The following is a 24789-nucleotide window of genomic DNA, read 5'->3' on the forward strand; positions in this document are numbered from 1 at the left end:
AGAATTTCAAAGAATAACAGCAAAAAGCAATAAAATTGTTATGTGCCTGGAGAGCGCTAAGGTTTAGCTTATATTTAATTGTTTATCTCCAGAAAATACGGTGTTTCAGTGTTTCTACAAGGCTACATTTTAGGATAGATGATTTAATTAAATCCGTCTGTGTGGTATTCTTCATTATTAAAATTTATCGTCAAGGATACGTCCAAACCATGGTTTATCTAGCTAAAGAAGTCTTGCCAGTTAATATTGAAGATGAATTAAAACAATCCTATCTTGATTATGCGATGAGTGTCATTGTAGGCAGGGCATTGCCTGATGTTCGTGATGGGCTGAAGCCGGTTCATCGACGCGTGCTTTATGCAATGAGTGAATTAGGTAATGACTGGAATAAACCCTATAAAAAATCGGCGCGTGTCGTGGGGGATGTGATCGGTAAATACCATCCACATGGTGATACAGCAGTTTATGATACAATCGTTCGCATGGCACAACCTTTTTCAATGCGATATCTTTTGGTTGATGGTCAGGGTAACTTTGGTTCGGTAGATGGTGACGCGCCTGCGGCAATGCGGTATACCGAAGTAAGAATGTCGAAAGTGGCTCACGCTTTATTAGCTGATCTGGAAAAAGAAACAGTTGATTTTAGCCCTAACTATGACGAAACCGAATTCGCTCCGGTAGTTTTGCCTTCCCGTGTACCCAATCTGCTTGTTAATGGTTCTTCCGGTATTGCTGTAGGTATGGCGACGAATATTCCACCGCATAACCTGACTGAAGTGATTAATGCGTGTATTGCCTTAGTTGACGATCCTGAATTAAGTCTAGATGACATTATGGAAATTATTCCTGGTCCTGATTTCCCAACAGCAGCTATTATTAATGGACGAGCTGGGATTATTCAAGGTTATCGTACGGGGAAAGGTCGAGCCATTATCCGCGCTCGAACAGAAATTGAAACAGATGAAGATTCTGGGCGCCAGTCCATTATTATCACGGAACTTCCTTATCAAGTGAATAAAGCCCGTTTGGTTGAGCGTATTGCTGAACTGGTTCGTGATAAAAAGATTGAGGGGATTTCTGGGCTTAGAGATGAATCAGATAAACAAGGAATGCGCGTCGTTATTGAGCTAAAACGAAATGAAGTGGCTGATGTCATTTTAAATAACTTATATGCTCATACGCAAATGCAAAACGTGTTCGGAATCAATATGGTTGCCTTAGTTGATGGTCAACCCCGTACATTGAATTTGAAACAAATTCTTGAATATTTTATTAAACACCGACGTGAAGTTGTCACCCGAAGAACCCTGTTCGATCTGAAAAAAGCACGTAGCCGTGCTCATTTATTGGAAGGTCTAGGTATTGCCCTCGCTAATATTGATGAGATGATTGCTTTGATTAAACAATCACCAACGCCGCAAGATGCAAAAGAAGCCTTACTTGCTAAGTTGTGGGAAGCAGGCATGGTTAAAACGATGCTGGAGCGAGCTGGTTCTGATGCATCACGTCCTGATGATTTGGCTGCTGAGTTTGGTTTAGGTGCTGATGGCTATAAATTATCAGAAGCCCAAGCCCAAGCGATTCTGGAATTAAGACTACATCGTTTAACTGCTCTGGAACAGGATAAGATTTTAGGTGAGTTCGAGGAATTATTGAAGTTAATTCGCGAGCTATTGGAAATTTTGGCTTCTCCAGAACGGCTGATGCAAGTGATCCGTGATGAGTTTCTTGAGATTAAAACACAGTTTGGTGACGAGCGTCGTACTGAAATTACCGCATCACAAGAAGACTTAACCATTGAGGATTTAATTACTGAAGAGAATGTGGTAGTGACTCTGTCACATCAAGGTTATGTAAAATACCAACCACTTACTGCATATCAGGCTCAGCGTCGTGGCGGAAAAGGTAAATCTGCAACCAATGTTAAAGATGAAGACTTTGTTTCACGTCTCGTTATTGCAAGTACACATGACACGCTACTTTGTTTCTCTAACCATGGAAAACTCTATTGGTTAAAAGCTTATCAGCTTCCATTAGCCAGCCGTATTTCCAGAGGCCGTCCCATTATTAATATCTTACCTCTTGCTGAAGGCGAAGAAATTAATGCCATGTTGCCAGTCAGAGAATATCAAGAGGGTTATTATGTGTTTATGGCCACTAAAAAGGGAACAGTCAAAAAAGTACCTTTAAATGCATTTAGCCGTCCCAGATCCAACGGAATTATTGCTGTGGATCTTGACGAAGATGACAGCTTGGTCGGTGTGGATATCACCGATGGTAGTAAAGATATCATGTTATTTACTGATGCCGGAAAAGTGGTTCGTTTTGATGAAAATAAAGTCCGACCTATGGGGCGTACTGCTCGTGGTGTGCGAGGTATTCGCATAGAAGAAGGTCAGGCAGTAATTTCCTTGGTTGTAGCGCACCCAGATGGAACCATATTAACTGCAACAGAAAATGGATACGGTAAACGTACCTCAATTGAAGAATATCGTGTTTCTGGTCGAGGTGGACAAGGGGTGATTTCCATTCAGGTAAGCGAACGTAATGGTAAAGTTGTTCGTTCAGTCCAAGTGACTGATGCGGATGAAGCCATGCTCATTACAGATAAAGGCACCTTGGTACGCTTCAGGATAAATGAATTGTCTGTGATCGGACGAAATACACAAGGGGTTCGATTAATTAATGTCAGCCCTGGTGAAAAAGTAGTGGGTATGCAGAAAATTGAAGATTTGGGCGAGGACTCTAATGAGTCCGATAACGAAATTGAAATTGAAGAAAGTGGCGATGACGAATCGAGTTTATAATTTTGGTGCTGGTCCTTCAATGCTTCCTGAGACCATATTAAAGGAAGCTCAGGAAGAATTCCTTGATTGGCAAAACTTAGGTGTCTCAGTGCTTGAAGTGGGGCATCGTACTCCAGAATTTTCGGCGCTTTTGAATCATGCCGAGCAGTCTTTAAGAGAATTACTCTTTATTCCTCCAAATTATCAAGTACTATTTTTTGGAGGTGCGGCCCGTACCCAATTTGCGATGATTCCCATGAATTTTTTGCATCCAGAGGAGCAGGCGGGGTATTTAGTTACCGGTGTATGGTCGCATATGGCTTTTGCTGAAGCACAGCACTTAAAACAAGCCTATTGCATCGCCAGTGGCGAAGAATATGGTTATAAGACAATTCCTGAACCTAAAAGTTGGGAAATAAAAGAAAATACATCCTATGTTTATTACACACCTAATGAAACCGTCAATGGTGTACGATTTCCCAATGTTCCTAAAACAAAGGGTAGTACATTAATTGCGGACATGACCTCTGCTCTGCTTACCGAGCCGATAGACATCAAGAGTTATGGCTTAATTTTCGCCGGAGCTCAGAAAAATATAGCAAATGCGGGTTTAACCATAGTAATTGTTCGGGATGACCTGCTGGAGAGATTACCTGTTCCTCCTGTACCTACCATGTTAAATTATAAGATTCAAGCTGAGCATCATTCACTTTATGCAACTTTGCCGGTATTTAATTGTTATTTAGCTGATAAAATGTTTGATTGGTTAAAAAAACAAGGTGGAGTTGAAGCAATATATCGTATTAACTGCCAAAAAGCAGCAAAGTTATATCAATATCTGGATAGCTCAGATTTTTATACTACTAATATTGATCCTCAAGTGCGTTCCATTGTGAATATATGTTTCTCACTTAAGAATGAACAATTAGAGGATGAATTCCTTCGTTTAGCGCAACTTCGTGGTTTATATGCTTTAAATGGACATCGACTTGTGGGTGGACTACGCGCCAGCCTTTATAATGCAATGCCAATGGCTGGAGTAGATGCACTTATTGAGTTCATGTCTGAATTTGCTGAGGAAAATAGTCGGTGAGAATACATAATTTCATAAGTAAACCCGTCCGCGCGATAAAAGGTGAGATCACCGTGCCTGGTGATAAATCGATTTCCCATCGCTCCATTATTTTTGGATCCATAGCTAAAGGAACAACCATCATTAATGGTTTTCTCGATGGTGAGGATTGCATGGCGACCTTGAAGGCATTTCAAGCAATGGGCGTTTCAATAGAAGGGCCTGATGAACAACAAGTTGTAATTCATGGTGTTGGGAAATATGGGTTGAAGAAACCGGAGCAGGTTATTGATTGCGGAAACTCTGGAACCAGCATGCGCTTATTAGCGGGATTATTGGCGGCACAATCTTTTGATAGTCAGTTGACCGGTGATGAAAGTTTATTAAAGAGACCTATGCTACGGATTAGTAAGCCATTGACACAAATGGGTGCTGATATAACTACTGTGGATGGCAAACCTCCGGTAACAATTAGAGGCGGAAAAGAACTTAATGGAATCCATTATGTAATGCCTGAAGCAAGTGCTCAGGTGAAATCATGTATTTTATTGGCAGGACTTTATGCTCGAGGTGAGACTCAAATTACAGAAACCGGTATAAGTCGAGATCATACGGAGCTAATGCTCAAATACTTCTCTTATCCAGTTCATCATAAAGACAATGTTCTCGTTATTAATTCAACAAGTGAATGCTTGGGTACTGAGGTTTTTGTTCCTGGAGATATTTCCTCGGCAGCATTTTTTATTGTTGCAGCCACGATTATTCCTGGTTCTGATGTCCTAATTCGTAATGTTGGCATTAATCCAACACGTACAGGGATAATTCATATTTTACTCGAAATGGGCGCCAACATTACTCTGTTAAATCAACGGCAACTGGGAGAAGAATGGGTTGCTGATTTACGCGTTAAATATGCGCCATTGAAAGGAATTAATATTGGTGCAAATATGGTTCCACTTGCAATTGATGAATTTCCTGCTATTTTTGTAGCCGCAGCATGTGCCCAAGGACAAACTACACTTCATGGGGCAAGCGAGTTACGTTTTAAAGAAAGTGACCGTATTGCTACCATGGTTGATGGCCTAATAAAATTAGGCATTCATGCGGAAGCATTCGATGACGGTGTCATGATTGAGGGCGGAATAATGCATGGAGGTAGTGTTGAAAGTATGGGTGATCACCGTATTGCCATGTCTTTTGCAATCGCTGGGGCGGTAGCTAGTGAACCCGTTACTATTAAAAATTGTGCCAATGTAGCTACCTCATTTCCTTTGTTCATCGAAACAGCAAGGGCGCTTCAGCTACAAATAGAGGAAACTGTTGATAATGTACAATGACACCGTACCTGTGATAACCCTAGATGGGCCAAGTGGAACTGGTAAGGGAACGATATGTCAATTACTTGCAAAACATCTTAAATGGAATATGCTTGATAGCGGTGCAATTTATCGCGTCCTCGCTTATGCGGCAAGAAAAAACAAAATTGATTTTCATGATGTGGAACAATTAACTGCTTTAGCTCGGTCCCTAAATTTACGTTTTGTATCTTCAGATGATTATGGAACACAAACTATATTGGACGAAGAGGACATCAGCTCAGCAATTCGAAGTGAGCAATGTGGGCAAGATGCATCTCAAATTGCAGCAATTCACGAAGTAAGGCAGGCGCTTCTTGAGCGTCAACGTAATTTTGCTCAACCTCCCGGTTTGGTTACTGATGGCCGCGATATGGGCACAGTAGTTTTTCCAACGGCCATTTTAAAGATTTTTTTATATGCAAACGAAGCAGAAAGAGCAAATAGACGATATTTACAGTTGAAAGAAAAAGGAATTAATGTTAGCCTCGCGCAGGTTGTAGAAGAATTGGCTAAACGTGACGTAAGGGATACTGGTCGTGCACATGCGCCATTAAAGCCTGCAGATGATGCAGTGCAAATTGATACAACCAGCTTATCCATTGTACAAGTGTTTAATATTGTATTAGAATTAATGAAGGAACGTATGCACAATGTTTAAGTTTTTATTAGGGGAAAGATGAGTGGAACTCATTCTTTCATTTTTTTACTAAAGAGTTTATTAACATGTCTGAAAGTTTCAAAGAATTGTTTGAGCAAAGTATTGCCGGTGCTCAATTTTATCCTGGTGCCATTATTAATGCCAAAGTTATCGGTATCGATAGTGATTATGTCATTTTAAATGCCGGTCTAAAATCTGAAGGGATTGTACCTAAAGAAGAATTTTATGACAAAGATGGTGCCTTGGAAGTTAACCTGGGTGATACTGTCGAAGTAGCGCTGGACTCAGTCGAAGATGGCTACGGCGAAACGCTCCTTTCAAGAGAAAAAGCAAAACGTCAGGAAGCTTGGCGAAAATTATCTAAATCACATGAAAACAATGAAACAGTTACCGGTCTTATTTCCGGCAAGGTCAAAGGCGGATTTACTGTTGAAATTGGAACGATACGCGCTTTCTTACCTGGTTCATTAGTAGACGTCAGACCTGTAAGAGATCCTTCTTATCTTGAAGGAAAAGAGCTTGAATTCAAAGTAATTAAAATGGATTTAAAGCGCAACAATATTGTTGTATCACGTCGCGCAGTTGTTGAAGAAGAAAGCAGCGCTGACAGACAAGCATTGCTTGAGTCACTACATGAAGGCCAAGAGCTCCATGGTATTGTCAAAAACCTTACCGATTATGGTGCATTTATTGATTTGGGTGGCATAGATGGCTTGCTACACATTACTGATATTTCTTGGAAACGGGTCAAACATCCAAGTGAGGTATTATCAGTTGGTCAAGATGTGAAAGTGAAAGTATTAAGCTTTGACAGCGAAAGAAACCGTGTTTCCTTAGGCATGAAGCAATTAGGTAACGATCCTTGGGTTGACCTGGTAGAACGTTATCCAATAGGCAAAAAATTACAAGGTAAAGTAACCAACATTACTGATTATGGTTGCTTTGTAGAAATTGAAGAAGGTGTTGAAGGCTTAGTCCATATGTCTGAGATGGATTGGACCAATAAAAACGTACATCCAAGTAAAGTGGTTTCACTAGGTGATGTAGTTGATGTTATGGTTCTTGAAATTGATGAAGAACGACGTCGTATTTCTTTAGGTATGAAGCAATGTGTGGGTAATCCATGGCAACAATTTGCTGCAACTCACAATAAGAACCAAAAAGTTAGTGGTAAGATTCGTTCCATCACTGATTTTGGAATATTCATTGGCTTAGATGGCGATATTGATGGTTTAGTTCACTTGTCTGATATTTCCTGGACTGTTCCTGGCGAAGAAGCAGTAAAACAGTTTAAGAAAGGACAGGAATTAGAAGCAGTTATTCTTGCTATAGACCCCGAGCGTGAGCGAATTTCCTTAGGTATTAAACAACTTGAAGGCGACAACTTTACAAGTTTTGTTGATGAGTACACCAAAGGAGCTATCGTCAAAGGAACTGTTGTGGCTGTTGACGCTAAAACAGTTACTGTTGCATTAGCAGATGACATTACTGGTACTATTCGTGCGAGTGAGCTTTCAGATGAGCGTGTTGATGATGCGACTACTCTGGTCAAAGAAGGTGACGAGATTGAAGCAAAAATCATCAATGTTGACCGTAAAAACCGTTCAATTACTCTTTCAGTAAAAGCGAAAGATGCTCAAGATGAAGCTGATGCGATTAAGAAGTACTCTAGAACTGAAGGCGCATCAACAACAACCTTAGGTGATTTGTTGAAAGAAAAAATGGCAAGCAAAGAAAGTGATTAATTTCTTTATTGTCAAATAGCTAAAAAAGCGTAGATTTTTCTACGCTTTTTTGTTTTTATCTATATAAATAATCTGAGTGAGGCGAAGTGAGCTCAGGTTTATGTTATTATAGTCTCCTGGTAATACCGGGTTGCACTTCGCTTTTACTGCCCAGGCAACAAAAGGAAGAATTTATGCGCATATTAATGCTGGTTATTTATTTACTTCTCATTATTATTGGCGTTAGTTTTGCTGCCCTAAATGCTACTTCGGTAGATGTTAATTTTTATTTTAAAACAATATCTATGCCTATCTCAGTTCTTATGACCATAATGTTGGGCATTGGTATTCTAGTGGGTTTTATACTTTTTGTTGGACGATATTGGCGTCTAAAGGCGGAATGTTACAAAATTAAGAATCAATTGAAATTAACTGAAAAAGAAATTAAAAACTTACGATCAATTCCATTGCAAGATCAACATTAGTTTTTTTATTATATAAAACGTAACATGCACAGAGGAGGGTAATAATGATTGATTTATGGCCATTACTATTGCCTGCTGCTGCTTGGTCGGGCTGGTGGATGGCAAATCGTAGTAAACCCAAAGAAGATCCTACTTTTTATAACCGTTTATCCCGTGAATACGTTGTCGGACTTAATTATCTCTTAAATGAACAACCTGATAAGGCTGTTGATATTTTTATTAAATTATTAGAGGTAGATAGTGATACGGTAGAAACTCACCTTGCATTAGGAAGTTTATTCAGGCGTCGTGGAGAGGTTGATAGAGCCATCCGAATTCATCAAAATTTGATTGCAAGGCCTCAATTAAGTATTCTGCAAAGAAAAGAATCTTTAATGGCTCTTGGCCAGGATTATATGAGTGCTGGTTTATTTGATAGGGCAGAGCGAATTTTCTTAGAGGTTGTGGAGTTAGGTGGTTCTAAAGAAACACGAAGTTTACATGGCTTATTAGCCATTTATCAGCAAGAAAAAGCTTGGGAAAAGGCTTTAGATGTAATTAAAAAATTAGAAATTTCAACAGGAACAAGTTTTCATAATCAAGCAGCTCATTATTATTGTGAAATGGCCAGTCAGGCATTAAAAACTAATGCGATTGACAAGGCTACATATTGTATTAAACAAGCTATAAGTGTGGATAATGAATCAGTTCGAGCCAGCTTAATGAATGCAAGCCTGGAAATGAAAGAAGGTCGTTACAAGCAAGCCATTCGCTCATTAAAGCGTGTCCCACAACAAGATGCAGATTTTTTAACAGAAATTATTGAACCACTAGTTATATGCCACAAAGAATTAAATACAATGGATGAGTGCATCAAGTATCTTGAGCAGACCTTAGAAAATCATCCTCGGGCTTCAGTAATTTTTGTCATCGCAGAATATTTAAGACAACAAAAGAATATGGATGCCGCTATAGATTTCGTAGCCGATAATTTAAGCAAACATCCATCAATAAGAGGTTTAAATCAGTTAATTTATTGGCATCTTGAATCTGCTCACGGGAAAGTTCGTGACAAATTACAAATGCTTTATGATATAACGAGTAAGTTTTTAGACAATAAGCCAGTTTATCGATGCGTTCATTGCGGCTTTGGTGGTAAGCATCTGCATTGGCATTGTCCCGGTTGTAAAAACTGGGGAAGAATGAAACCTGTCCATGGTTTGGAAGGATATTAACTAATTTTAAGAGATTATGATGCAATTTATCGATTTAAAAAAACAGTATTCAATAATAGAAACCGAAATTTTGGCCAGTATTAAAAATGTTTTGAATCATGGCCAGTATATTATGGGACCTGAAATTACAGAGCTTGAAAAGCAATTGGCTGATTTTATAGGTGTCAAACATGTTATTGTCAATTCAAGTGGAACAGATGCCTTATTAATGGCATTAATGGCTTTGGAAATTCAGCCTGGAGATGAGGTTATTACAACTCCGTTTAGTTTTTTTGCCACCACAGAAGTAATTAGCCTTTGCCAAGCCAAACCAGTTTTTGTCGATATCGACCCTCTTACCTATAATATGGATCCCAAACATTTAGAAGCGGCTATTACCAGTAAAACTAAGGCTATAATGCCCGTTGGATTGTATGGTCAATGTTCTGATCATGATGAAATTAATGCGATTGCTGCTCGTTACGGTATTCCGGTAATTGAAGACGCAGCGCAGAGTTTCGGTGCAACATATAAAGGTAACTATTCATGCGCCTTATCAACAATTGGATGTACTAGTTTTTTTCCATCTAAACCTTTAGGTGGATATGGTGATTCTGGTGCTTGTTTTACCAATGATGATGCTTTGGCACAGAAACTCATTGAAATAAGAATTCATGGACAAAATGCGCGTTATTGCCATAATCGTATAGGCATTAATGGCCGAATGGATACCATACAAGCTGCTGTTTTAATTGAAAAACTGAAACTTTTCCCTGATGAAATCATTATGCGGCAAAGGGTTGCTAAGGCTTATGATCACATGCTCTCGCCATTAGTAAAAACACCTTATATTCATAGCTATAACACAAGCGTGTACGCACAATATACAATTGAAGTAAATAATCGTGATGCTTTTCAAAAATCAATGAGCGAATCAGGAATCCCAACAGCAGTCCATTATCCAATACCGTTGCATCAACAAACTGCCTTAGCTTATTTAGGTTACAAAGTGGGCGATTTTCCCCATTCTGAACATGCAAGCAGTCGGGTAATCAGTTTACCTATGCATCCTTATTTGCAAGAAGCCGAACAAATGAAAATTGTTGCTGCAGTTAAAAATGCTCTAGAAATGCGCGAAGAAGAGGCTGTGGCATAAAATGACACCTCAATTAATTGTTGCGCTTGATTTTGATAATGAGCATGCTGCTTTAAACCTAATTGAAAAGCTTGATCCTAAAAGTTGTGCTCTGAAAGTAGGTAGCGAGCTTTTTACTCTATTTGGCACGGATTTTGTGAAACAATTAGTGAAGCGACAATTTAAGGTTTTCTTGGATTTAAAATTTCATGATATTCCCAATACTGTTGCAAATGCGTGTAAGGCAGGGGCTGAATTAGGGGTGTGGATGATGAATGTTCATGCCTCCGGCGGAGTAAGCATGATGCAGGCAGCACGCAAAGCAATCGATGCGTATGGCACTAATCGACCTCTTTTAATCGCTGTAACTGTTTTAACCAGTTTTAATGAAAACGAATTAACTTCTATTGGCATAAGCACACCGATCATGGAGCATGTAAAGAAACTGGCAATCTTAACCCAAGAATCCGGTTTAGATGGAGTGGTTAGCTCCGCTCAAGAAGTTAACGTAATTAAAAGGGCCTGTGGCGATCAATTTATTACAGTTACTCCAGGAATTAGACTTACAAATGATGCAAATGATGATCAATCAAGAGTGATGACACCCAAACAAGCTATTAAAGAAGGTAGTGATTATTTAGTGGTAGGTCGTCCCATCACCCAATCATCAAATCCAGAACTCGTTGTCGCAGAAATTCTAAAAAGTATTCAAGAACCTTAATTATCTCAATGTCCTGGGTAACCCAAGTTGTTACCCAGGGTTATCTTAAGAAAATTTATTTATACCTCAACTCAATCTCACTTACTTCAAAATAAGAAGTGTAATTTTTGATTAATTAGTGCTATTTAATTTCTGATAAATTTGTGTTAATTATATTTGTGATGGTTAAAAATAATAAAACAGATAAGCATCCAACCGTATCACTTAAATGAATGAGGTGATTAAGAAAAACAGGAGTTTAAGCAAAAAGAAGATTTAAGCAGAATAGGAAATTTTGCAAAATACAATAAAGCTGCTGAATGTATTAATGGATTATCATAACTTAAGGATAAGTGATGACACCACAACACGTAATAAGTCAGTTGCTTGACTCTGACTCAGCTCAATATGCTCAAAACCTGGATTTATTAAAAAAAATTATTATTACTGCCTACTTAGGTCGTCTACAGATCAACGGCTTACCTCCAGATAATAAAATTGCCTTAGGGAACTATTTATTTGACAACGAGCAGATGATGTTCGATTTTACACGTCTAAGTGAAGAAAAAAGAGCCCTATTTATGCACTGGTTCTTAGAGCCGCATCAAGAGAATAAATCGAAGGTTTTTTTAAGAGGCGTTACCGTAAATGAGTATCGAGGTTTTACTGCTGAGGTCCCTTTGTCCTGGTGGGGTAGAATAGTAAGCTGGTTCCAAGGGCTGTATTTAGACTATTGGAAAATAAGCGATATCGATTTATCACTGAAAAATATATCTCACTATCAATTGACTGGAATTGAGATGTGTCAAGGGACTCATGGAATATTGATCGGCTTTAATCAATTTTTAGTACCTGGAACAGGAACAAAGTACAAAGCCCACAATGACTTACAACAAGAGCCTTTAGGAAATACAAAACGAATTTTTATTACCGATAAATTAGTCGAACAGCTTAGTACGCTCAATTTAAAAAATATCAAATTTGAATCGGTATGCAAAAGCCCGCATCCTCAATCTATAGAAGTGTCTGATCCGCAGGAACGTCTCGATAAAATGTATGATTATCGAAAAATGCAGCGATTTATGTCCATGAAACCTTGGTATATTCGAATTTGGATTTGGTTATTTCCATGGTTGGGTGAAGAAAAAGTTAAAAGCAAATCCATTAAAGAAAAACAAATAGTTCCCTTACATGAATCAAAAAAAATAGAAATATATCGATTTTTAAAATCTCATGAGATTTTAGTCAGAGAAAGAAAACCTAATATTGAAAATATTGTTCTTTGCGGTGGTGGTGCAAAAATTTTTGCTCATATTGGGGTCTGGAAGGCGCTAAATGAAGCCAGAATATATCCTGAAAAGTTCGCGGGTAGTTCTGCGGGCGCGATTATGGCTTTAATGTGTTATTTAGGCTATTCAGCGGCTGAAATTGAAGAATTATTTAAACATTTTAAACATGAACATTTAGTTCATTTTGATATTAATATTAATGGAATTTCAGAGGCTCATTCGCTAAAGACAGCTCTTGATTATGCAATTGCCTATAAATTAAATGAAATCGTTGCTAAATATCGAATTCCATATCCAGAAGGAAAAATTACTTTCGCAACTTTAGAAGAGATAAGAAAAAAATGTCCTGGATGTGGTATAGGAAAAGAGTTGGTGGTAACGGCTACGAATAAACGTAAGGGGGAAACGCGCTATTTTTCATTTTTACGCTCACCTAATTTTGAAGTAAGTGAAGCAGTTAAAACATCAGCAAGCTTTCCTATAGTTTACCGGTCGACCGATATTGATGGGGATCCACATAATGATGGTGGTGTATTGAATAATTTTCCTACGGAAGCTTTTGTGGATGATCATACAACATTACTCGAATCCGAATATGGTAATAATTTAAAAGTACTCGCTGTCAAGTTCGATGATGGACCCGAGAGAAAGGCAATAGATCGAGTGATGGATAGGGTTTATAGAGAAAATATAGTGTTAAACTGGATTTATCGATTGCTAACTGGGGTGAGTGATCCTGCCAGTGGGTGGGAAAAAGACCGTTTAAAATTAAGAAAATATGCATGCCAATCCATTGTGATCAATGTAGATAATGTATCTACCTCATCATTTACAGTGGGAGAGAAAACCAGAAAAAAAATGATTGAGTCAGGTTACAAAGAGACAATAAACTACTTAAATATGCGCTATCACAAAAATGAATTTGATGAGTATGATAATGAGGAGTTCATGTATGAGACGTTCAGCTCTTTAGGTGAATTGCTCTCTTATTGTTGTTATAGAGGAGATAGACAATGGTTTGATAGAGTGTATCAACTACTTGAAGAATCTACTGCTCCTAATCGCGTTGATTTGTTAAAACAGGCTCAAGAATTAAAGGCTCTTTATTTCAACTCGGGATCTTCTTCATTACATAGCCCTTCACATGAAGATCGTCCATTAACATTTTTTGGTAATGAAATACACCACACCCTTTCTTCTACAGTGAGAATGGAGAATCACAAAATTTTACTTGCGGTATATCCTGTATTTTTAAAGTTATCGCAGTCCTTATTAAAAGACAGTACGGACAAAAAAATCTTTGATTACGCTCGCCATTCATTTTTGTTGAAAGATCCTTTTGCTTGTTTAGAGCATTTTGCAAAAATTCGAAATGAAACTCATTTAATTCTTCATATTGTGATTAAGTTATTAAAAGAACTTAAAAAAAATCCGGCTAAAGAGGTTTATGATGCATTGAGTCAGGTGCTTGATTTGTTGAATGGGAATAAAAACATGGATAAAGACGAGTATTTTGCACGTTGGGATTTATCTTTTCCCCAATGTTTACGTATGTTGCGTATATGGAACAAAGATTCTCAAATTAATACTCGCTTACTTCGTTCGATGAGCAGAAAAAGTGAGCCTTTGCAAACCGTAGTTTCAGGTGTTTATTATGAAGCAGAGGATGACTCTGATGAGGCGTTTTCTTTTAGTATGTAATATGTTGCAATACATGATATTTTATTTACTTCCATTCGCACCAGGAATAGATATGGAGAAGCATTTATTTTTATGAAAAGAAAAGGTTTTACACTTCTTGAGTTAGTGATAACGATGGCGTTATTTATAGGATTATCACTATTAGGAATAGCTTCATATACTTATTTCATGAATAAAAATGAGCAACAAACAATAATTGATGAACTACGAACAGCAATTCAATATGCCAAGATTCAGGCGATTATTCTTGGTAATCCAGTATATCTTACTCCCATAGATAGCTCATCCAATTGGTCAAATGGTATGGTTTTGAGTTTTTTAGAGAAACAAACCAATCAAACCAAAATGATTTATCAATGGCAATGGAATCATCCACGCTGGAGTTTGAATTGGGAGGGCGCTGGTTCAAAAAATAAGATCACGTTTTCAACTGTTCTTGGTCAGGCGATGAGCAATGGGCATTTTACCTTAATTAATAAAGTGACACATGAGCAAGTCACTGTGATTTTAAATCGACTAGGAAGAATAAGAGTCAGCAATAGCTTGTCGCTAGAGCGTTAATTTTGTAAGATCTTACTGATAATATTTTGTTTTAAGTAATACCATCCATGGCTATTAATACCCAATCTATTTTTACAATAAGTGCAAAAAGCTCCGAGCCTCTTACAGAGTGGCTCAATCATCAAGCTTCATTAACTGATAAATTGCAGCAAATAAAGGGTGAGGCAAAAATTGAACTTATTTCCCAAGATTGGATAAATACAGATTGGTGGAATAAAAATTTTCTACACATTCAAGATGAAATGGTTTTTCAGCGTGACATTATTATGAGAAGTCATGGTGTCGCTTATTGGTATGCCCGAAGTATTATTCCTAAAAAATGTTATGACCTCGATCCTGATTTTTTTGGACGTCTAAAAAATGAATCCATAAGAAACTTAATTTTTGATCAAGATAAAGTGTGTCGCGTACAATGGATTAGTTATCCCGCCGATCAACAATGTTTAGAGTATTATTGGGTTAAACGAACTTTGGATTCGGTTCATGGTGTACTTTGGGTCCGTCTCGCAGAGTTTTCATTTCAACAAAAGGAGTCATTTTATTTAGTTGAAATTATGTTACCTGAACTTGAGAGTTTGAATCAATGAAATGGAATGCGTATTGGCGATTAATGCGCTTTGATAAACCTGTGGGAATTTTATTGCTATGGTATCCCACTGCATGGGCTTTGTGGCTAGCAAACAAAGGGGCGCCATCATTTAGATTGTTTGCCCTTTTTTTTGGCGGAACGGTTCTTATGCGATCAGCAGGCTGTGTCATCAATGATATTGCCGATCGAAATATCGATAAGCATGTCGCTCGCACTAAATTAAGACCATTAACTGCTGGAGAAGTGACTTTACCCGAGGCTTTTCTTTTATTAATCGTATTGCTTTTAGCCGCATTGTTGATATTAATTCAGTTACCTCGAAATTGTTTTTATCTTGGATTAATCGCATTATTTGTTTCTTTACTCTATCCATTTTGCAAACGTTTTTTAGATGCTCCACAACTGATTCTTGGTTTTGCATTTTCTATGGGAATACCTATGGCTTATGTCGCCTCAGGTTTCACGTTAACTATTGAATGTTTCTTATTATTTTTAATCAATTTTTGTTGGATCCTTGTTTATGACACCATGTATGCTATGGCCGATAAAGCAGATGATTTACGAATTGGGGTAAAATCTACTGCCATTTTGTTTGCTGATTATGATCGATTAATTATTGGCATGTTACAAAGTTTATTTCATGGCTTATGGCTCTATTGGGGATTGATCAATCAAAGGAATTTATTTTTTTATATTATTTGGTGTATCGCCGGTTTTATCTTGATTTACCAACAAAAGCTTATCAAGAAAAGAGAGCCTCAGGATTGTTTTAAAGCTTTTATCGTAAGTGGGTACTATGGGGCATGGATGTGGTTGGCAGTTGCGATATAGGTGATTATAAATTTAGCGGAGGTCGCTGAATCGGGGCAATTGAATTCAAATGCAAGACGTAACATAAGGTTAATTTATGAATGCATCGACAGTCTTAAGCCATCTATTTAGGACTTAAAAAAAGCCCGGCTGCTTGCAACCAGGCTAGATTAGCATCACAGGATTGATTCATCCAAAAGTTGTCGCTATTAAAATGTCTCACTTCCATTATCTGCGACAACACGTGTGTGTTTTCCATAAATAACAAGAATTTTTTGTTTTGTTTTAAGTCTGAGATCTTCGGACTGAACGACAGAAATAATTCCGCCAGAGTTTAATTTAATAACGTACTCAACACCGCGTGTTTGACTATAACCATTATCTACAAAACCATTGTTTGTATTTTTAGTCATATTATTCATGTTTCGATGTAAGTTCACTGGACGTTTAGAAATAATTGTTCCAGGAATTACTTTTTTAACTTTGCCAACTTCATTTGTATCATACTCACCGGGAGGCAATGCTTTGTTGCAGCTTATTAAAATAAAGCCAAAAAGTAGTATTAAAACAGATTTAAATAAGTTTTTTTTATTCATAGGGCTTAAACTCCAGTTAGGAACATGACCGAAATAACACCGAGTCATATCATCAATTTAATGTTTGGCCGCACGAAGTATAACCGAGAATTAAATTATTTTTAACAGTTCATCTAACAAACTACTAGCTCCGATGCGAAACCAGCTTTTGTTAATTGGTTTGTCGATTATTAGTTCTGAGAGCGTTGCATAATTGTATGCATCTTGGGTTTTTTTAACACCCCCAGACACTTTAACACCACAGTCTGCTTTTGCATCTCTAATCGCACTTAAAATCGCAAATACCGCAGATAAAGATGCACCTAAAGGTATTTTACCTGTAGATGTTTTAAGGAAATCGCAACCTGATGCAATGAGCTCTTTACTTGCATTGTAAATGCTTTGCATGTCAGGAAAAGCACCCGTTTCCAAAATTATTTTTAAAACAAGATTGTGTTGTTTGCATGAGTTTGACACAGCATGACATTGGGCCAATGCTTTATGTTTCTGTCCTTGTAGATACAAATGATAGGGAAGGACATAATCAATTTCAGTTGCGCCTAATTGTACCGCTTGTTCTATCGAAGCAAGTGAGAAATCTAACTCATCCTTTCCATGAGGAAAGTTGATCACTGTTGCCAAGGGTATGGTATTTTGCGAAGAACACTGTTCTAAATGTTGTGAGTAAATACATAGTGCAGCAACATGATTCAGATTGGCATTCTGTTTTAATTGAGATAATGAGTCATCGGTTGCCTGCTCATCTAATAGGGTGAGATCGAGTGTATGGATGAGTTGTTTGGCAGTTATCCCTCGATGAGGATAACTGCCAAGCAAAACTTGTATGACCTCGTTAAAATGGGTTTCTAACGTCACTTTAGGCTCGCAATGTATTGTTTTAGGATAAGATTTAGCTGCTCAGCAGCACTTTCTGCCATTGCAACTACTGATTCATGACTATGAGCTGTTTTTGAAAGGCCAGTCGCGTAATTAGTTATCATGGCAATTACTGCCACATTCATAGAGCAGTGGTTAGCTACTAAAACTTCTGGAACGGTAGACATTCCTACTGCATCTGCTCCCCAAATTTTAAATGCCTTAATTTCTGCGGCTGTTTCATAGTGTGGGCCTAAAACAGAAATATAAACTCCTTCAGTGAGTTTGATTGAATTTTTTTCTGCAATTGATAATAAATCTAAACGCATCTGTTTATCATAGGCATTGTCTAAAGGATAAAATCTTGGACCAAACTCATCATCATTAGGGCCTATTAAAGGGTTGCTTGGTTGCAAATTTATATGGTCAGAAATGAGCATTAGTTCCCCGGGCCCGACATCTTCTCTTAATGACCCTGATGCATTGGTTGCAATAAAATAGGTGCATCCTAGAAGTTTCAAAGTACGAACGTAGGTCTTAACCGTCTCATAGTTTTCTATACCTTCATACGTATGCGCTCGCCCTTGCAGACAGACAACACCTACGTTGTTCCAATAGCCAAGGATTAGATTACCGCCATGTCCTTGTACGGTAATTTTTGGAAATCCAGGTAATTCATCATAATTGATACGTATAGAATTTTTTAATTCATCAGCAAATTTACCTAATCCTGATCCCAAAACCACAGCAATAGTTGGCTTAAATGAAGGATATAGTTTTTTGATATGGTTTGCTGCTAAATGAGCATAGTTCTGCTTGGTTGCAGTATCGGTCATACAAATTTTCCTATTATGTTAAGAGTTAAAATCAAATTTAAAAGCCAGCGGCAGGAGTTCATCAATTTTTAAGCTATGCAATATCGAATCTTTATTGCACAGATGGACTACGGTATCTGGTGTTGCAAACTCATAAATCCTTTGTCTGCACGCACCACAGGGTGAACACAATGCATTGGTTCCTGCAAGTACCACCATACTTTTAATATGCTGTTCCCCGGCAGAAACCATCGCTGAGATTGCTGAAGTTTCTGCACATACTGCTAAACCATAAGAGCTATTTTCCACATTAACGCCTGTATATAGATTATCTTTATCCGTACAAATACAACAGGCTACGCTAAATTTGGAGTAGGGTGAGTAAGAATGAGCAAGTGCTTGATATGCATTTGAAATCATTGTGGTAATTTTGGGATCCATAATAAGTCTCAATAAAATAGATACTATTTATTCAATTATAAAAGACTATTGGTACTAAGACTATGTCCTCCTCCAATTTCTTCATGTTTCACTGCATCAATTAATTCAATGGAATTTGAAAATGATTTATTAGGTTTATCATTTGGACTAGAAAACAGGCTGCTCCAACAGCCTGGTTCTGGCGTATCAGCATGTTCCAGAGAGGAGGACGGACCAAGTGTATCGCCCATTTGCACATAACTACCAGGTACTGGGGCTGGTTTATGATCCCCAAAAGAGGAGTTTAGCCAGAACTCAAATGCTAAGGCACCCAGCCCTACGCAAACGATCAGCGAAAAAATAGTAATGGGTATTGCCATAGGAGGAAATATAAATGTAAGAGTGGCTGCGATAGCGGTTACTAATGAGATAACAGCTGATGTTGAAGCATAACCAAAATAAGCACTTTGTCGAGAATAAGAGGAATTCTTATCCAGTGGATTTTTTAATTTATGATATTCGCCAACGGCCCATACCAGGTTACCCAAAAAAAAGAGCCAAGCGGCTGGAGGGAATAGAGCTGGCAGAAAAACTGCAGCAATACTGAGGATTGTGGCACCAAACCCTATGAATGATGAATAAAAAAATTGTTCTTTTATTTGGGCAAAACCATACCATTTTTGGTAGTGTTCTTTATGATCTGGATGAAGAAGGCAAGCTGTAAGCCAAGAAAGATATGCAAATAAATAGATCCCCAGCGAAACGAATCTGAAAATTGCTGACACAATTGGAAAAGGTAGATATTGGAGCTTTGAAAGCAAAAAGCCAGCGAAGAATAAAATACCACTTGCTTTATCTAATTTCTGAGCTACGGTCATTCTAAAAATAGTCCTGGAGATTCTATAACCCTGTGCATTGTACCTTAATTAAACAGAAAAAAATAGTTCGTTTTCAGACACTAAGAAGAGTTATCATTGATGTCCTATATGGTCATAAGAGAGTCTAATTCAGGTTTTTCGATTCGAACTTCACTCGTTAAATTTGAATTAAGAATAATTCGTACAAGCAATCCTCCTCCCGAATTATTTAGAGCCATAATTTTGCCATGATGCATTTGAATCGCACGAGAGGCTATAGCCAAGCCTAAACCATACCCCCCAGTTTTTTTTGCTCTCGATGTATCTACTCGATAAAAAGGATTAAATATTCTCTCTAACTGATCTTCAGGAACACCAGGTCCTTTATCACTAATGTCGATGCATACGTGTTCTTTTGTTTCATCATATTTTAATGACACAGTAACCTGTTCAGCAGCCGGTGAATAATGCAATGCATTGCGAACCACATTTTCTATTGCTCTGTGAATCAAACGTTCATCGATTAATAAGTGACAAGGCTCAATTACTCCTGCTTGGACTCTGGGTGTATCCTCACCTACCTCATAATTGGCATCTTCGATGATATGAAACAGAAGCTCCGAAAGATTGCTTTCAGTTAAATTAAGTTCAGTTGTTGATTTTTCTAAACGAGCAAAGTCTAAAACTTCTGTAATCAAAGCATTTAGACGAGAACATTCAAGCTCCATACGGTTAAATTCGGTATCTGCCAAATGTTGTGTTTTATTGCGCCCCAATTCAATGGCAATTTGTAGTCGGGCAAGAGGGGAGCGTAATTCATGAGAAATATCTTGCAGCAATCGTTCTTTTGAATTTATCAATCGTTCCAGTTGCTCTGCCATTCGATCAAACTCTTTACTTAACTGAGCAATTTCATCGTTATGATGGCCTCTTAAATGCCCGACACGCGTATTTAATTTTCCCGTTGCGATTGATTTAGCTGCCATGCCTAAAGAACGCAATGGCTGAGTTAAGTATCGTGATAATAAATAGCATATTAGTCCGCTGATAAATGTTGCTAAGATAAGACGAATCGCTAGACCTGCCCAAGGTACACCAACAAAATGATAGATAGGTTTTTCACTAACCGCTGCAAGACGATAGAATTTTCCTGAAGTGGATAAAATTTCATGACTGACTATGAGCTTTCCTGACTTTAAAATACCTTCACTTAATTGATCTTGAAGCAGATTTTCAGCAACTTTTTTGACATTTTCTGGCGCTACCTGTGTTCCAATAATTTCACCAGTACTGGACAATAAATAAATGGACATATGACGAGAAATGCCTATTTTATTTAGCCATTTTAATAAAGCAGCTTGCCTGCCAGATTCATAAGTAGCAACAGCTGCATTCGCATAGCTGTCCATAAAGAGTTGTTCTTGGGCGGGTAATGATGACTTTTGTACAATATGGCTGATGACCCATGCGGTAGTGAAAATAATAAGTATGGTGGCAAGCCAAAATGAAATAAAAATTTTCCAATATAAACTACGCATTAAACATATATCCAAAGCCACGAACCGTCTTAACTATGGGTTCGCCTTGAGGATTATCTCCTAACTTGTTTCTTAGGTTACTGATATGAACATCAATGCTGCGATCATAAGCGGTGTATTTTCGCCCAAGAGCATATTCAGTAAGCTCTTCTTTTGAGAATGCTTGTCCTGGTGACTTAATAAGCATTTCTAAAATATTAAATTCAGCATTGGTTAATTCAAGATAACTTCCGCCCATAGTTACATGGCGTTTGGAACAATCAACAACAATATTATGTTGTTCAATGATCGGTCTTGAAGTGGGAATTTTTTGAGTACGTCTTAAGATAGCACGCAAACGAGCTACCAATTCACGTGGATTACAGGGTTTCGGTAAGTAATCATCGGCGCCAATTTCAAGACCTACGATACGATCGATATCATCCCCCCGAGCAGTTAACATGAGGACAGGGGTTTCCAAATGTTCTCGAATTGCTTTTAATACCTCAAAACCATTTAATTTAGGCAGCATCACATCGAGAATAATGGCATCAAAAGTTTGATTTAAGGCCTTTTTTACGCCACTTTCACCATCATGGACACATACAGCGTTAAAACCCTCAGGCACCAAATATTGGGACAATAAATCGGTCAGCTCTGTATCATCATCAATTATGAGAATATTACCATTCATACTTCATTATGCCTTACGTTTATCAATACATTCCATTAACTTAATTCTTCTGGCATCTGCATTAATAATTCTAAATTCAAAAGAATCAATTGTAATGGTTTCCCCTCGTGAAGGTAAATGGCCAAAACTATTCATTACAATACCACCAATTGTATCATAAAATTCATCACTAAAATCTGCATTCAGTTGTTCATTAAATTCTTCAATGGGCATATGGGCTTTGACAATATAGTGCCCATCTTCATGTACTTTAAGGTAAGCATCTTCATCGATATCAAACTCATCTTCAATATCGCCGATTATTTGTTCAATAATATCCTCAATGGTTACAAATCCTGAAACTTCGCCGTATTCATCCACAACAATAGCCATGTGATTTTTATTACTACGAAACTCACTGAGCAGACTATCGAGACGTCGGCTTTCAGGAACAAAAGCCGCCAAGCGACAAATATCTAACAAATCAAAGGTATCCAGATTAGACGATTGATAGCGTAGTAAATCTTTTGCATGGAGTATCCCAATGATTTCATCTGCATCTGCAGCAATAACTGGGAACCTTGAATGGCCGGTTTGAGTTACAGTTTTTATAATATCGCAGAACTCATCGTTTTGTTTAATACAAACCATTTGATTTTTAGGCAGCATAATATCTCGTACGCGCATTTTGGAAAATGAAATAGCGCCTTCGAGCATTGCCAAAGTTTCTGCACTAATAAGAGAGCGAATTTGAGCGTCCCTTAATAAACTAACAAGTTCCTCTTGGTTTTGTGGTTCTCCTTGTAAAAACTGTTTAAAGCGAGCAAACCACGTACTATTATCTTCCTCTTTATTCAAGTTCAATACCCTCTGCGTCGTAAGGATTAGGAAACCCCAGTTCCGCTAACAATTTAATTTCAATAGCTTGCATTATCGTTGCTTCATCATCCTTAATGTGATCATAGCCCAATAAATGCAATATTCCATGAATCAAAATCAATGCCCAATGGGCTTCCAAAGTTTTATTAAGCTGTTTACTTTCTTCTACTAATACCTGCGGGCAAATAACAACATCACCTAAGAGAGGGCATTCAAGTTGTATTTCAGGAGGCAAAGCACTGGGAAATGACAGTACATTTGTTGTTTTATTTTGTTTTCTGTAGGTGTGATTTAAGTAGATCATCTCTTCTGGTGTAACGAGACGAATGGTCAGTTCAGCATCTTTTTGATTATCCCTCAAAGCCAGGTGTGCTAGACGTGTTAATTCGTCTTCACTAACAGGTAAGGATTCATCAGTTGCATTTTGAATATCAATATAATAACTCATTATTTTTTTCCTGTTGATGCATTATCATAGCAGTCAACAATTTTAGATACTAAAGGATGTCGTACTACTTCCCGACTCGTGAACATATGAATACTAATTTCCGGTATTTTTTTGAATAATCCTACTGCATGGGCAAGTCCGGAATCAATACCCTTGGGTAAATCTACTTGGGTCATATCTCCAGTTACCACCGCTTTTGAACCAAAACCTATGCGAGTTAAAAACATTTTCATTTGCATAATGGTCGTATTTTGTGCCTCATCAAGAATAATAAATGATTCATTTAAAGTTCGTCCGCGCATAAATGCCAGAGGTAAAACTTCGATTATATCAGTTTGAATTAATTTTTGTGTTTCTTTAAAACCTATCATTTCGTATAAAGCATCATAAATAGGTCTTAAATAGGGCAAAACTTTTTCCACCAAGTCTCCTGGTAGGAAACCTAATTTTTCACCTGCTTCAACTGCGGGTCTAACAAAAATCAATCTTTGTACTTCACCTTTTTCAAAGCATTGTATGGCCTTAGATACAGCCAAATAAGTCTTCCCAGTTCCAGCAGGACCTACAGCAAAAGTTATGTCAGATCGATCAATGGAATCGAGAAAATCAGCTTGTTTGTTATTTCGCGCAGCAATCGATTTTCGGCATAATTTAACGTGATGAACATTATGAATCATTATTTTTTGGTTTTCCTCAATAAAGTAATATATATTATGAGTATAGTATTTTTAATACTTTTTGACCTTGAAAAATATAGGTATGCAAGAATAGTGCAGAAAGCACATCTCCTGCAAGATTTATGCTACAATCATTCTTTTTGATATAACACGAATTCATGATCGATCTTCATTGTCATAGCAGTTTTTCTGATGGAATTTTAAGTCCAAAAGAACTAATACAAAAAGCGCAAAATCAAAAGATTAGGTGTTTGTCACTCACCGATCACGATACTGTTGCAGGTTATCCAGAGTTACTTGAGGCAACCGCTGCGACATCCATTAAAATAATTAATGGCATAGAATTTAGTGTTCGATGGAAAAAGCATGAATTACACATCCTTGGTTATCAAATAAATCATACTGCAGATTTTCTGGAACTGATTGACCGGCAAAATCAAAGTAGAGTAGATCGCGCGCAACAAATTGCTAGTGCTTTGGATTCACTCGGTATTTCGGATGCCTACTTAAAAGCGTGTCATTTGGCTGGTCATGAACGAGTAGGTAGACCTCATTTTGCACAGCTTCTCGTGAATGAAGGAATGGTTAAGGATCTAGCTGCTGCATTTAAACGTTTTTTAGGAAGAGGTAAGTGTGCGTTTGTGCCTACTCCCTGGATTAGCCTTCAAGAGGCAGTGCAGGGCATTATCGCTGCTGGTGGCCAGGCAGTCATTGCTCACCCGCTTAAATATGGATTGACGCGTTCTAAATTGCATGAGTTAATTAATGAGTTTAAAGAAGCAGGTGGAGTAGGAATAGAAGTCGTCTCGGGGGAAATGACAGTAACTGAAGTTAATGAAATGGCTGCAACATGTCTTCGTTTTCATTTATTAGGTTCTTCTGGTTCAGACTATCATAGTGATCGCACTTCACGTGTTAACCTTGGTGGTCAAAAACAACTACCAGCAAACTGTAGGCCTATTTGGCATGAATGGAACATATAACAGGGGAC

24 protein-coding genes are annotated in these 24789 nt (G+C 37.8%); 14 read left to right on the top strand and 10 right to left on the bottom strand.

What is annotated here, in order from left to right; genetic code table 11:
• The first annotated feature begins 209 nt into the window (after positions 1-209).
• The 13 genes from gyrA (at position 210) to ubiA (ending at position 16082) form a co-directional block, all read left to right on the top strand.
• Positions 210-2807 carry a DNA gyrase subunit A gene (gyrA, locus tag OQJ26_RS12565; RefSeq protein ID WP_265704114.1) on the top strand — a complete coding sequence of 866 codons (2598 nt, stop codon included), beginning with the start codon at positions 210-212 and terminating at the stop codon, positions 2805-2807.
• Positions 2788-3879 (top strand): 3-phosphoserine/phosphohydroxythreonine transaminase, encoded by a 1092-nt coding sequence (gene serC, locus OQJ26_RS12570; RefSeq protein ID WP_265704185.1) that lies wholly within the window; start codon positions 2788-2790, stop codon positions 3877-3879. Before gyrA ends, serC begins: the two co-directional genes overlap by 20 nt.
• Positions 3876-5195 (top strand): 3-phosphoshikimate 1-carboxyvinyltransferase, encoded by a 1320-nt coding sequence (aroA, locus tag OQJ26_RS12575; protein WP_416209961.1) that lies wholly within the window; start codon positions 3876-3878, stop codon positions 5193-5195. The genes serC and aroA overlap by 4 nt, the downstream gene beginning before the upstream one ends.
• A complete protein-coding gene (gene cmk / locus OQJ26_RS12580) occupies positions 5185-5874 on the top strand; it encodes a (d)CMP kinase (RefSeq protein ID WP_265704115.1) in 690 nt (229 codons plus the stop codon). Before aroA ends, cmk begins: the two co-directional genes overlap by 11 nt.
• 65 nt (positions 5875-5939) lie before the next feature.
• The gene (gene rpsA / locus OQJ26_RS12585) at positions 5940-7619 is read left to right on the top strand and encodes a 30S ribosomal protein S1 (RefSeq protein ID WP_265704116.1); all 1680 of its coding nucleotides are present in this window, start codon (positions 5940-5942) and stop codon (positions 7617-7619) included.
• 173 nt (positions 7620-7792) lie between these two features.
• Positions 7793-8083 carry a lipopolysaccharide assembly protein LapA domain-containing protein gene (locus tag OQJ26_RS12590; RefSeq protein ID WP_028380413.1) on the top strand — a complete coding sequence of 97 codons (291 nt, stop codon included), beginning with the start codon at positions 7793-7795 and terminating at the stop codon, positions 8081-8083.
• Positions 8084-8127: 44 nt separating this feature from the next.
• The gene (gene lapB, locus OQJ26_RS12595) at positions 8128-9297 is read left to right on the top strand and encodes a lipopolysaccharide assembly protein LapB (RefSeq protein WP_265704117.1); all 1170 of its coding nucleotides are present in this window, start codon (positions 8128-8130) and stop codon (positions 9295-9297) included.
• 19 nt (positions 9298-9316) lie between these two features.
• Positions 9317-10432, top strand: a complete 1116-nt coding sequence (locus tag OQJ26_RS12600; RefSeq protein ID WP_265704187.1) for a DegT/DnrJ/EryC1/StrS family aminotransferase — start codon at positions 9317-9319, stop codon at positions 10430-10432.
• A gap of 1 nt (position 10433) precedes the next feature.
• Positions 10434-11132 (top strand): orotidine-5'-phosphate decarboxylase, encoded by a 699-nt coding sequence (gene pyrF, locus OQJ26_RS12605; RefSeq protein WP_265704118.1) that lies wholly within the window; start codon positions 10434-10436, stop codon positions 11130-11132.
• Positions 11133-11467: 335 nt separating this feature from the next.
• Entirely contained in the window at positions 11468-14101 is a 2634-nt protein-coding gene (gene vpdC / locus OQJ26_RS12610; protein WP_322783967.1) for a Dot/Icm T4SS effector VpdC, read from the top strand.
• A gap of 72 nt (positions 14102-14173) precedes the next feature.
• Positions 14174-14662 carry a GspH/FimT family pseudopilin gene (locus OQJ26_RS12615; RefSeq protein ID WP_265704120.1) on the top strand — a complete coding sequence of 163 codons (489 nt, stop codon included), beginning with the start codon at positions 14174-14176 and terminating at the stop codon, positions 14660-14662.
• Positions 14663-14709: 47 nt separating this feature from the next.
• Entirely contained in the window at positions 14710-15249 is a 540-nt protein-coding gene (locus OQJ26_RS12620) for a chorismate--pyruvate lyase family protein (RefSeq protein WP_265704121.1), read from the top strand.
• Positions 15246-16082 (top strand): 4-hydroxybenzoate octaprenyltransferase, encoded by an 837-nt coding sequence (gene ubiA, locus OQJ26_RS12625; RefSeq protein ID WP_265704122.1) that lies wholly within the window; start codon positions 15246-15248, stop codon positions 16080-16082. The genes OQJ26_RS12620 and ubiA overlap by 4 nt, the downstream gene beginning before the upstream one ends.
• Before the next feature lie 188 nt (positions 16083-16270).
• On the opposite strand, the gene OQJ26_RS12630 is transcribed toward ubiA, so the two are convergent.
• The 10 genes from OQJ26_RS12630 to OQJ26_RS12675 all read right to left on the bottom strand — a co-directional run bounded on the left by OQJ26_RS12630 (position 16271) and on the right by OQJ26_RS12675 (position 23798).
• On the bottom strand, positions 16271-16657 hold the full coding sequence (locus tag OQJ26_RS12630) for a hypothetical protein (protein ID WP_265704123.1): 387 nt from the start codon (positions 16655-16657) through the stop codon (positions 16271-16273).
• 90 nt (positions 16658-16747) lie between these two features.
• A complete protein-coding gene (deoC, locus tag OQJ26_RS12635; RefSeq protein WP_265704124.1) occupies positions 16748-17512 on the bottom strand; it encodes a deoxyribose-phosphate aldolase in 765 nt (254 codons plus the stop codon).
• Positions 17509-18348 (bottom strand): purine-nucleoside phosphorylase, encoded by an 840-nt coding sequence (locus tag OQJ26_RS12640; protein WP_265704125.1) that lies wholly within the window; start codon positions 18346-18348, stop codon positions 17509-17511. Before OQJ26_RS12640 ends, deoC begins: the two co-directional genes overlap by 4 nt.
• An 18-nt stretch (positions 18349-18366) precedes the next feature.
• Positions 18367-18768, bottom strand: coding sequence for a cytidine deaminase (gene cdd / locus OQJ26_RS12645; protein WP_265704126.1), 402 nt, complete (start codon positions 18766-18768; stop codon positions 18367-18369).
• A gap of 35 nt (positions 18769-18803) precedes the next feature.
• Positions 18804-19625 (bottom strand): hypothetical protein, encoded by an 822-nt coding sequence (locus tag OQJ26_RS12650; RefSeq protein WP_265704127.1) that lies wholly within the window; start codon positions 19623-19625, stop codon positions 18804-18806.
• A gap of 104 nt (positions 19626-19729) precedes the next feature.
• Positions 19730-21142: a two-component system sensor histidine kinase CpxA gene (gene cpxA / locus OQJ26_RS12655; protein ID WP_265704128.1), complete on the bottom strand. Its 1413-nt coding sequence runs from the start codon at positions 21140-21142 to the stop codon at positions 19730-19732.
• Entirely contained in the window at positions 21135-21815 is a 681-nt protein-coding gene (cpxR, locus tag OQJ26_RS12660) for a two-component system response regulator CpxR (RefSeq protein ID WP_265704129.1), read from the bottom strand. The genes cpxA and cpxR overlap by 8 nt, the downstream gene beginning before the upstream one ends.
• A gap of 6 nt (positions 21816-21821) precedes the next feature.
• Positions 21822-22658, bottom strand: coding sequence for an HlyC/CorC family transporter (locus OQJ26_RS12665; RefSeq protein WP_392537079.1), 837 nt, complete (start codon positions 22656-22658; stop codon positions 21822-21824).
• Entirely contained in the window at positions 22645-23121 is a 477-nt protein-coding gene (ybeY, locus tag OQJ26_RS12670; protein WP_265704131.1) for an rRNA maturation RNase YbeY, read from the bottom strand. Before ybeY ends, OQJ26_RS12665 begins: the two co-directional genes overlap by 14 nt.
• Positions 23121-23798, bottom strand: a complete 678-nt coding sequence (locus OQJ26_RS12675; protein WP_081776853.1) for a PhoH family protein — start codon at positions 23796-23798, stop codon at positions 23121-23123. Before OQJ26_RS12675 ends, ybeY begins: the two co-directional genes overlap by 1 nt.
• A gap of 158 nt (positions 23799-23956) precedes the next feature.
• Between OQJ26_RS12675 and OQJ26_RS12680 the strand changes: the two genes are divergently transcribed.
• The gene (locus OQJ26_RS12680; protein WP_265704132.1) at positions 23957-24781 is read left to right on the top strand and encodes a PHP domain-containing protein; all 825 of its coding nucleotides are present in this window, start codon (positions 23957-23959) and stop codon (positions 24779-24781) included.
• Positions 24782-24789 lie beyond the last annotated feature (8 nt).

The sequence above is a fragment of the Legionella sheltonii genome (assembly GCF_026191355.1).
In the GTDB taxonomy this organism is placed as follows: domain Bacteria; phylum Pseudomonadota; class Gammaproteobacteria; order Legionellales; family Legionellaceae; genus Legionella; species Legionella sheltonii.

Excerpts from the sequence above, each read along its gene's own strand:
- gyrA (WP_265704114.1), top strand. The coding sequence starts at position 210 with ATGGTTTATCTAGCTAAAGAAGTCTTGCCAGTTAATATTGAAGATGAA.
- serC (WP_265704185.1), top strand. The coding sequence starts at position 2,788 with ATGACGAATCGAGTTTATAATTTTGGTGCTGGTCCTTCAATGCTTCCT.
- cmk (WP_265704115.1), top strand. The coding sequence starts at position 5,185 with ATGTACAATGACACCGTACCTGTGATAACCCTAGATGGGCCAAGTGGA.
- rpsA (WP_265704116.1), top strand. The coding sequence starts at position 5,940 with ATGTCTGAAAGTTTCAAAGAATTGTTTGAGCAAAGTATTGCCGGTGCT.
- OQJ26_RS12590 (WP_028380413.1), top strand. The coding sequence starts at position 7,793 with ATGCGCATATTAATGCTGGTTATTTATTTACTTCTCATTATTATTGGC.
- lapB (WP_265704117.1), top strand. The coding sequence starts at position 8,128 with ATGATTGATTTATGGCCATTACTATTGCCTGCTGCTGCTTGGTCGGGC.
- OQJ26_RS12600 (WP_265704187.1), top strand. The coding sequence starts at position 9,317 with ATGCAATTTATCGATTTAAAAAAACAGTATTCAATAATAGAAACCGAA.
- pyrF (WP_265704118.1), top strand. The coding sequence starts at position 10,434 with ATGACACCTCAATTAATTGTTGCGCTTGATTTTGATAATGAGCATGCT.
- vpdC (WP_322783967.1), top strand. The coding sequence starts at position 11,468 with ATGACACCACAACACGTAATAAGTCAGTTGCTTGACTCTGACTCAGCT.
- OQJ26_RS12615 (WP_265704120.1), top strand. The coding sequence starts at position 14,174 with ATGAAAAGAAAAGGTTTTACACTTCTTGAGTTAGTGATAACGATGGCG.
- OQJ26_RS12620 (WP_265704121.1), top strand. The coding sequence starts at position 14,710 with ATGGCTATTAATACCCAATCTATTTTTACAATAAGTGCAAAAAGCTCC.
- ubiA (WP_265704122.1), top strand. The coding sequence starts at position 15,246 with ATGAAATGGAATGCGTATTGGCGATTAATGCGCTTTGATAAACCTGTG.
- OQJ26_RS12630 (WP_265704123.1), bottom strand. The coding sequence starts at position 16,657 with ATGAATAAAAAAAACTTATTTAAATCTGTTTTAATACTACTTTTTGGC.
- OQJ26_RS12640 (WP_265704125.1), bottom strand. The coding sequence starts at position 18,348 with ATGACCGATACTGCAACCAAGCAGAACTATGCTCATTTAGCAGCAAAC.
- cdd (WP_265704126.1), bottom strand. The coding sequence starts at position 18,768 with ATGGATCCCAAAATTACCACAATGATTTCAAATGCATATCAAGCACTT.
- OQJ26_RS12650 (WP_265704127.1), bottom strand. The coding sequence starts at position 19,625 with ATGACCGTAGCTCAGAAATTAGATAAAGCAAGTGGTATTTTATTCTTC.
- cpxA (WP_265704128.1), bottom strand. The coding sequence starts at position 21,142 with ATGCGTAGTTTATATTGGAAAATTTTTATTTCATTTTGGCTTGCCACC.
- cpxR (WP_265704129.1), bottom strand. The coding sequence starts at position 21,815 with ATGAATGGTAATATTCTCATAATTGATGATGATACAGAGCTGACCGAT.
- ybeY (WP_265704131.1), bottom strand. The coding sequence starts at position 23,121 with ATGAGTTATTATATTGATATTCAAAATGCAACTGATGAATCCTTACCT.
- OQJ26_RS12675 (WP_081776853.1), bottom strand. The coding sequence starts at position 23,798 with ATGATTCATAATGTTCATCACGTTAAATTATGCCGAAAATCGATTGCT.
- OQJ26_RS12680 (WP_265704132.1), top strand. The coding sequence starts at position 23,957 with ATGATCGATCTTCATTGTCATAGCAGTTTTTCTGATGGAATTTTAAGT.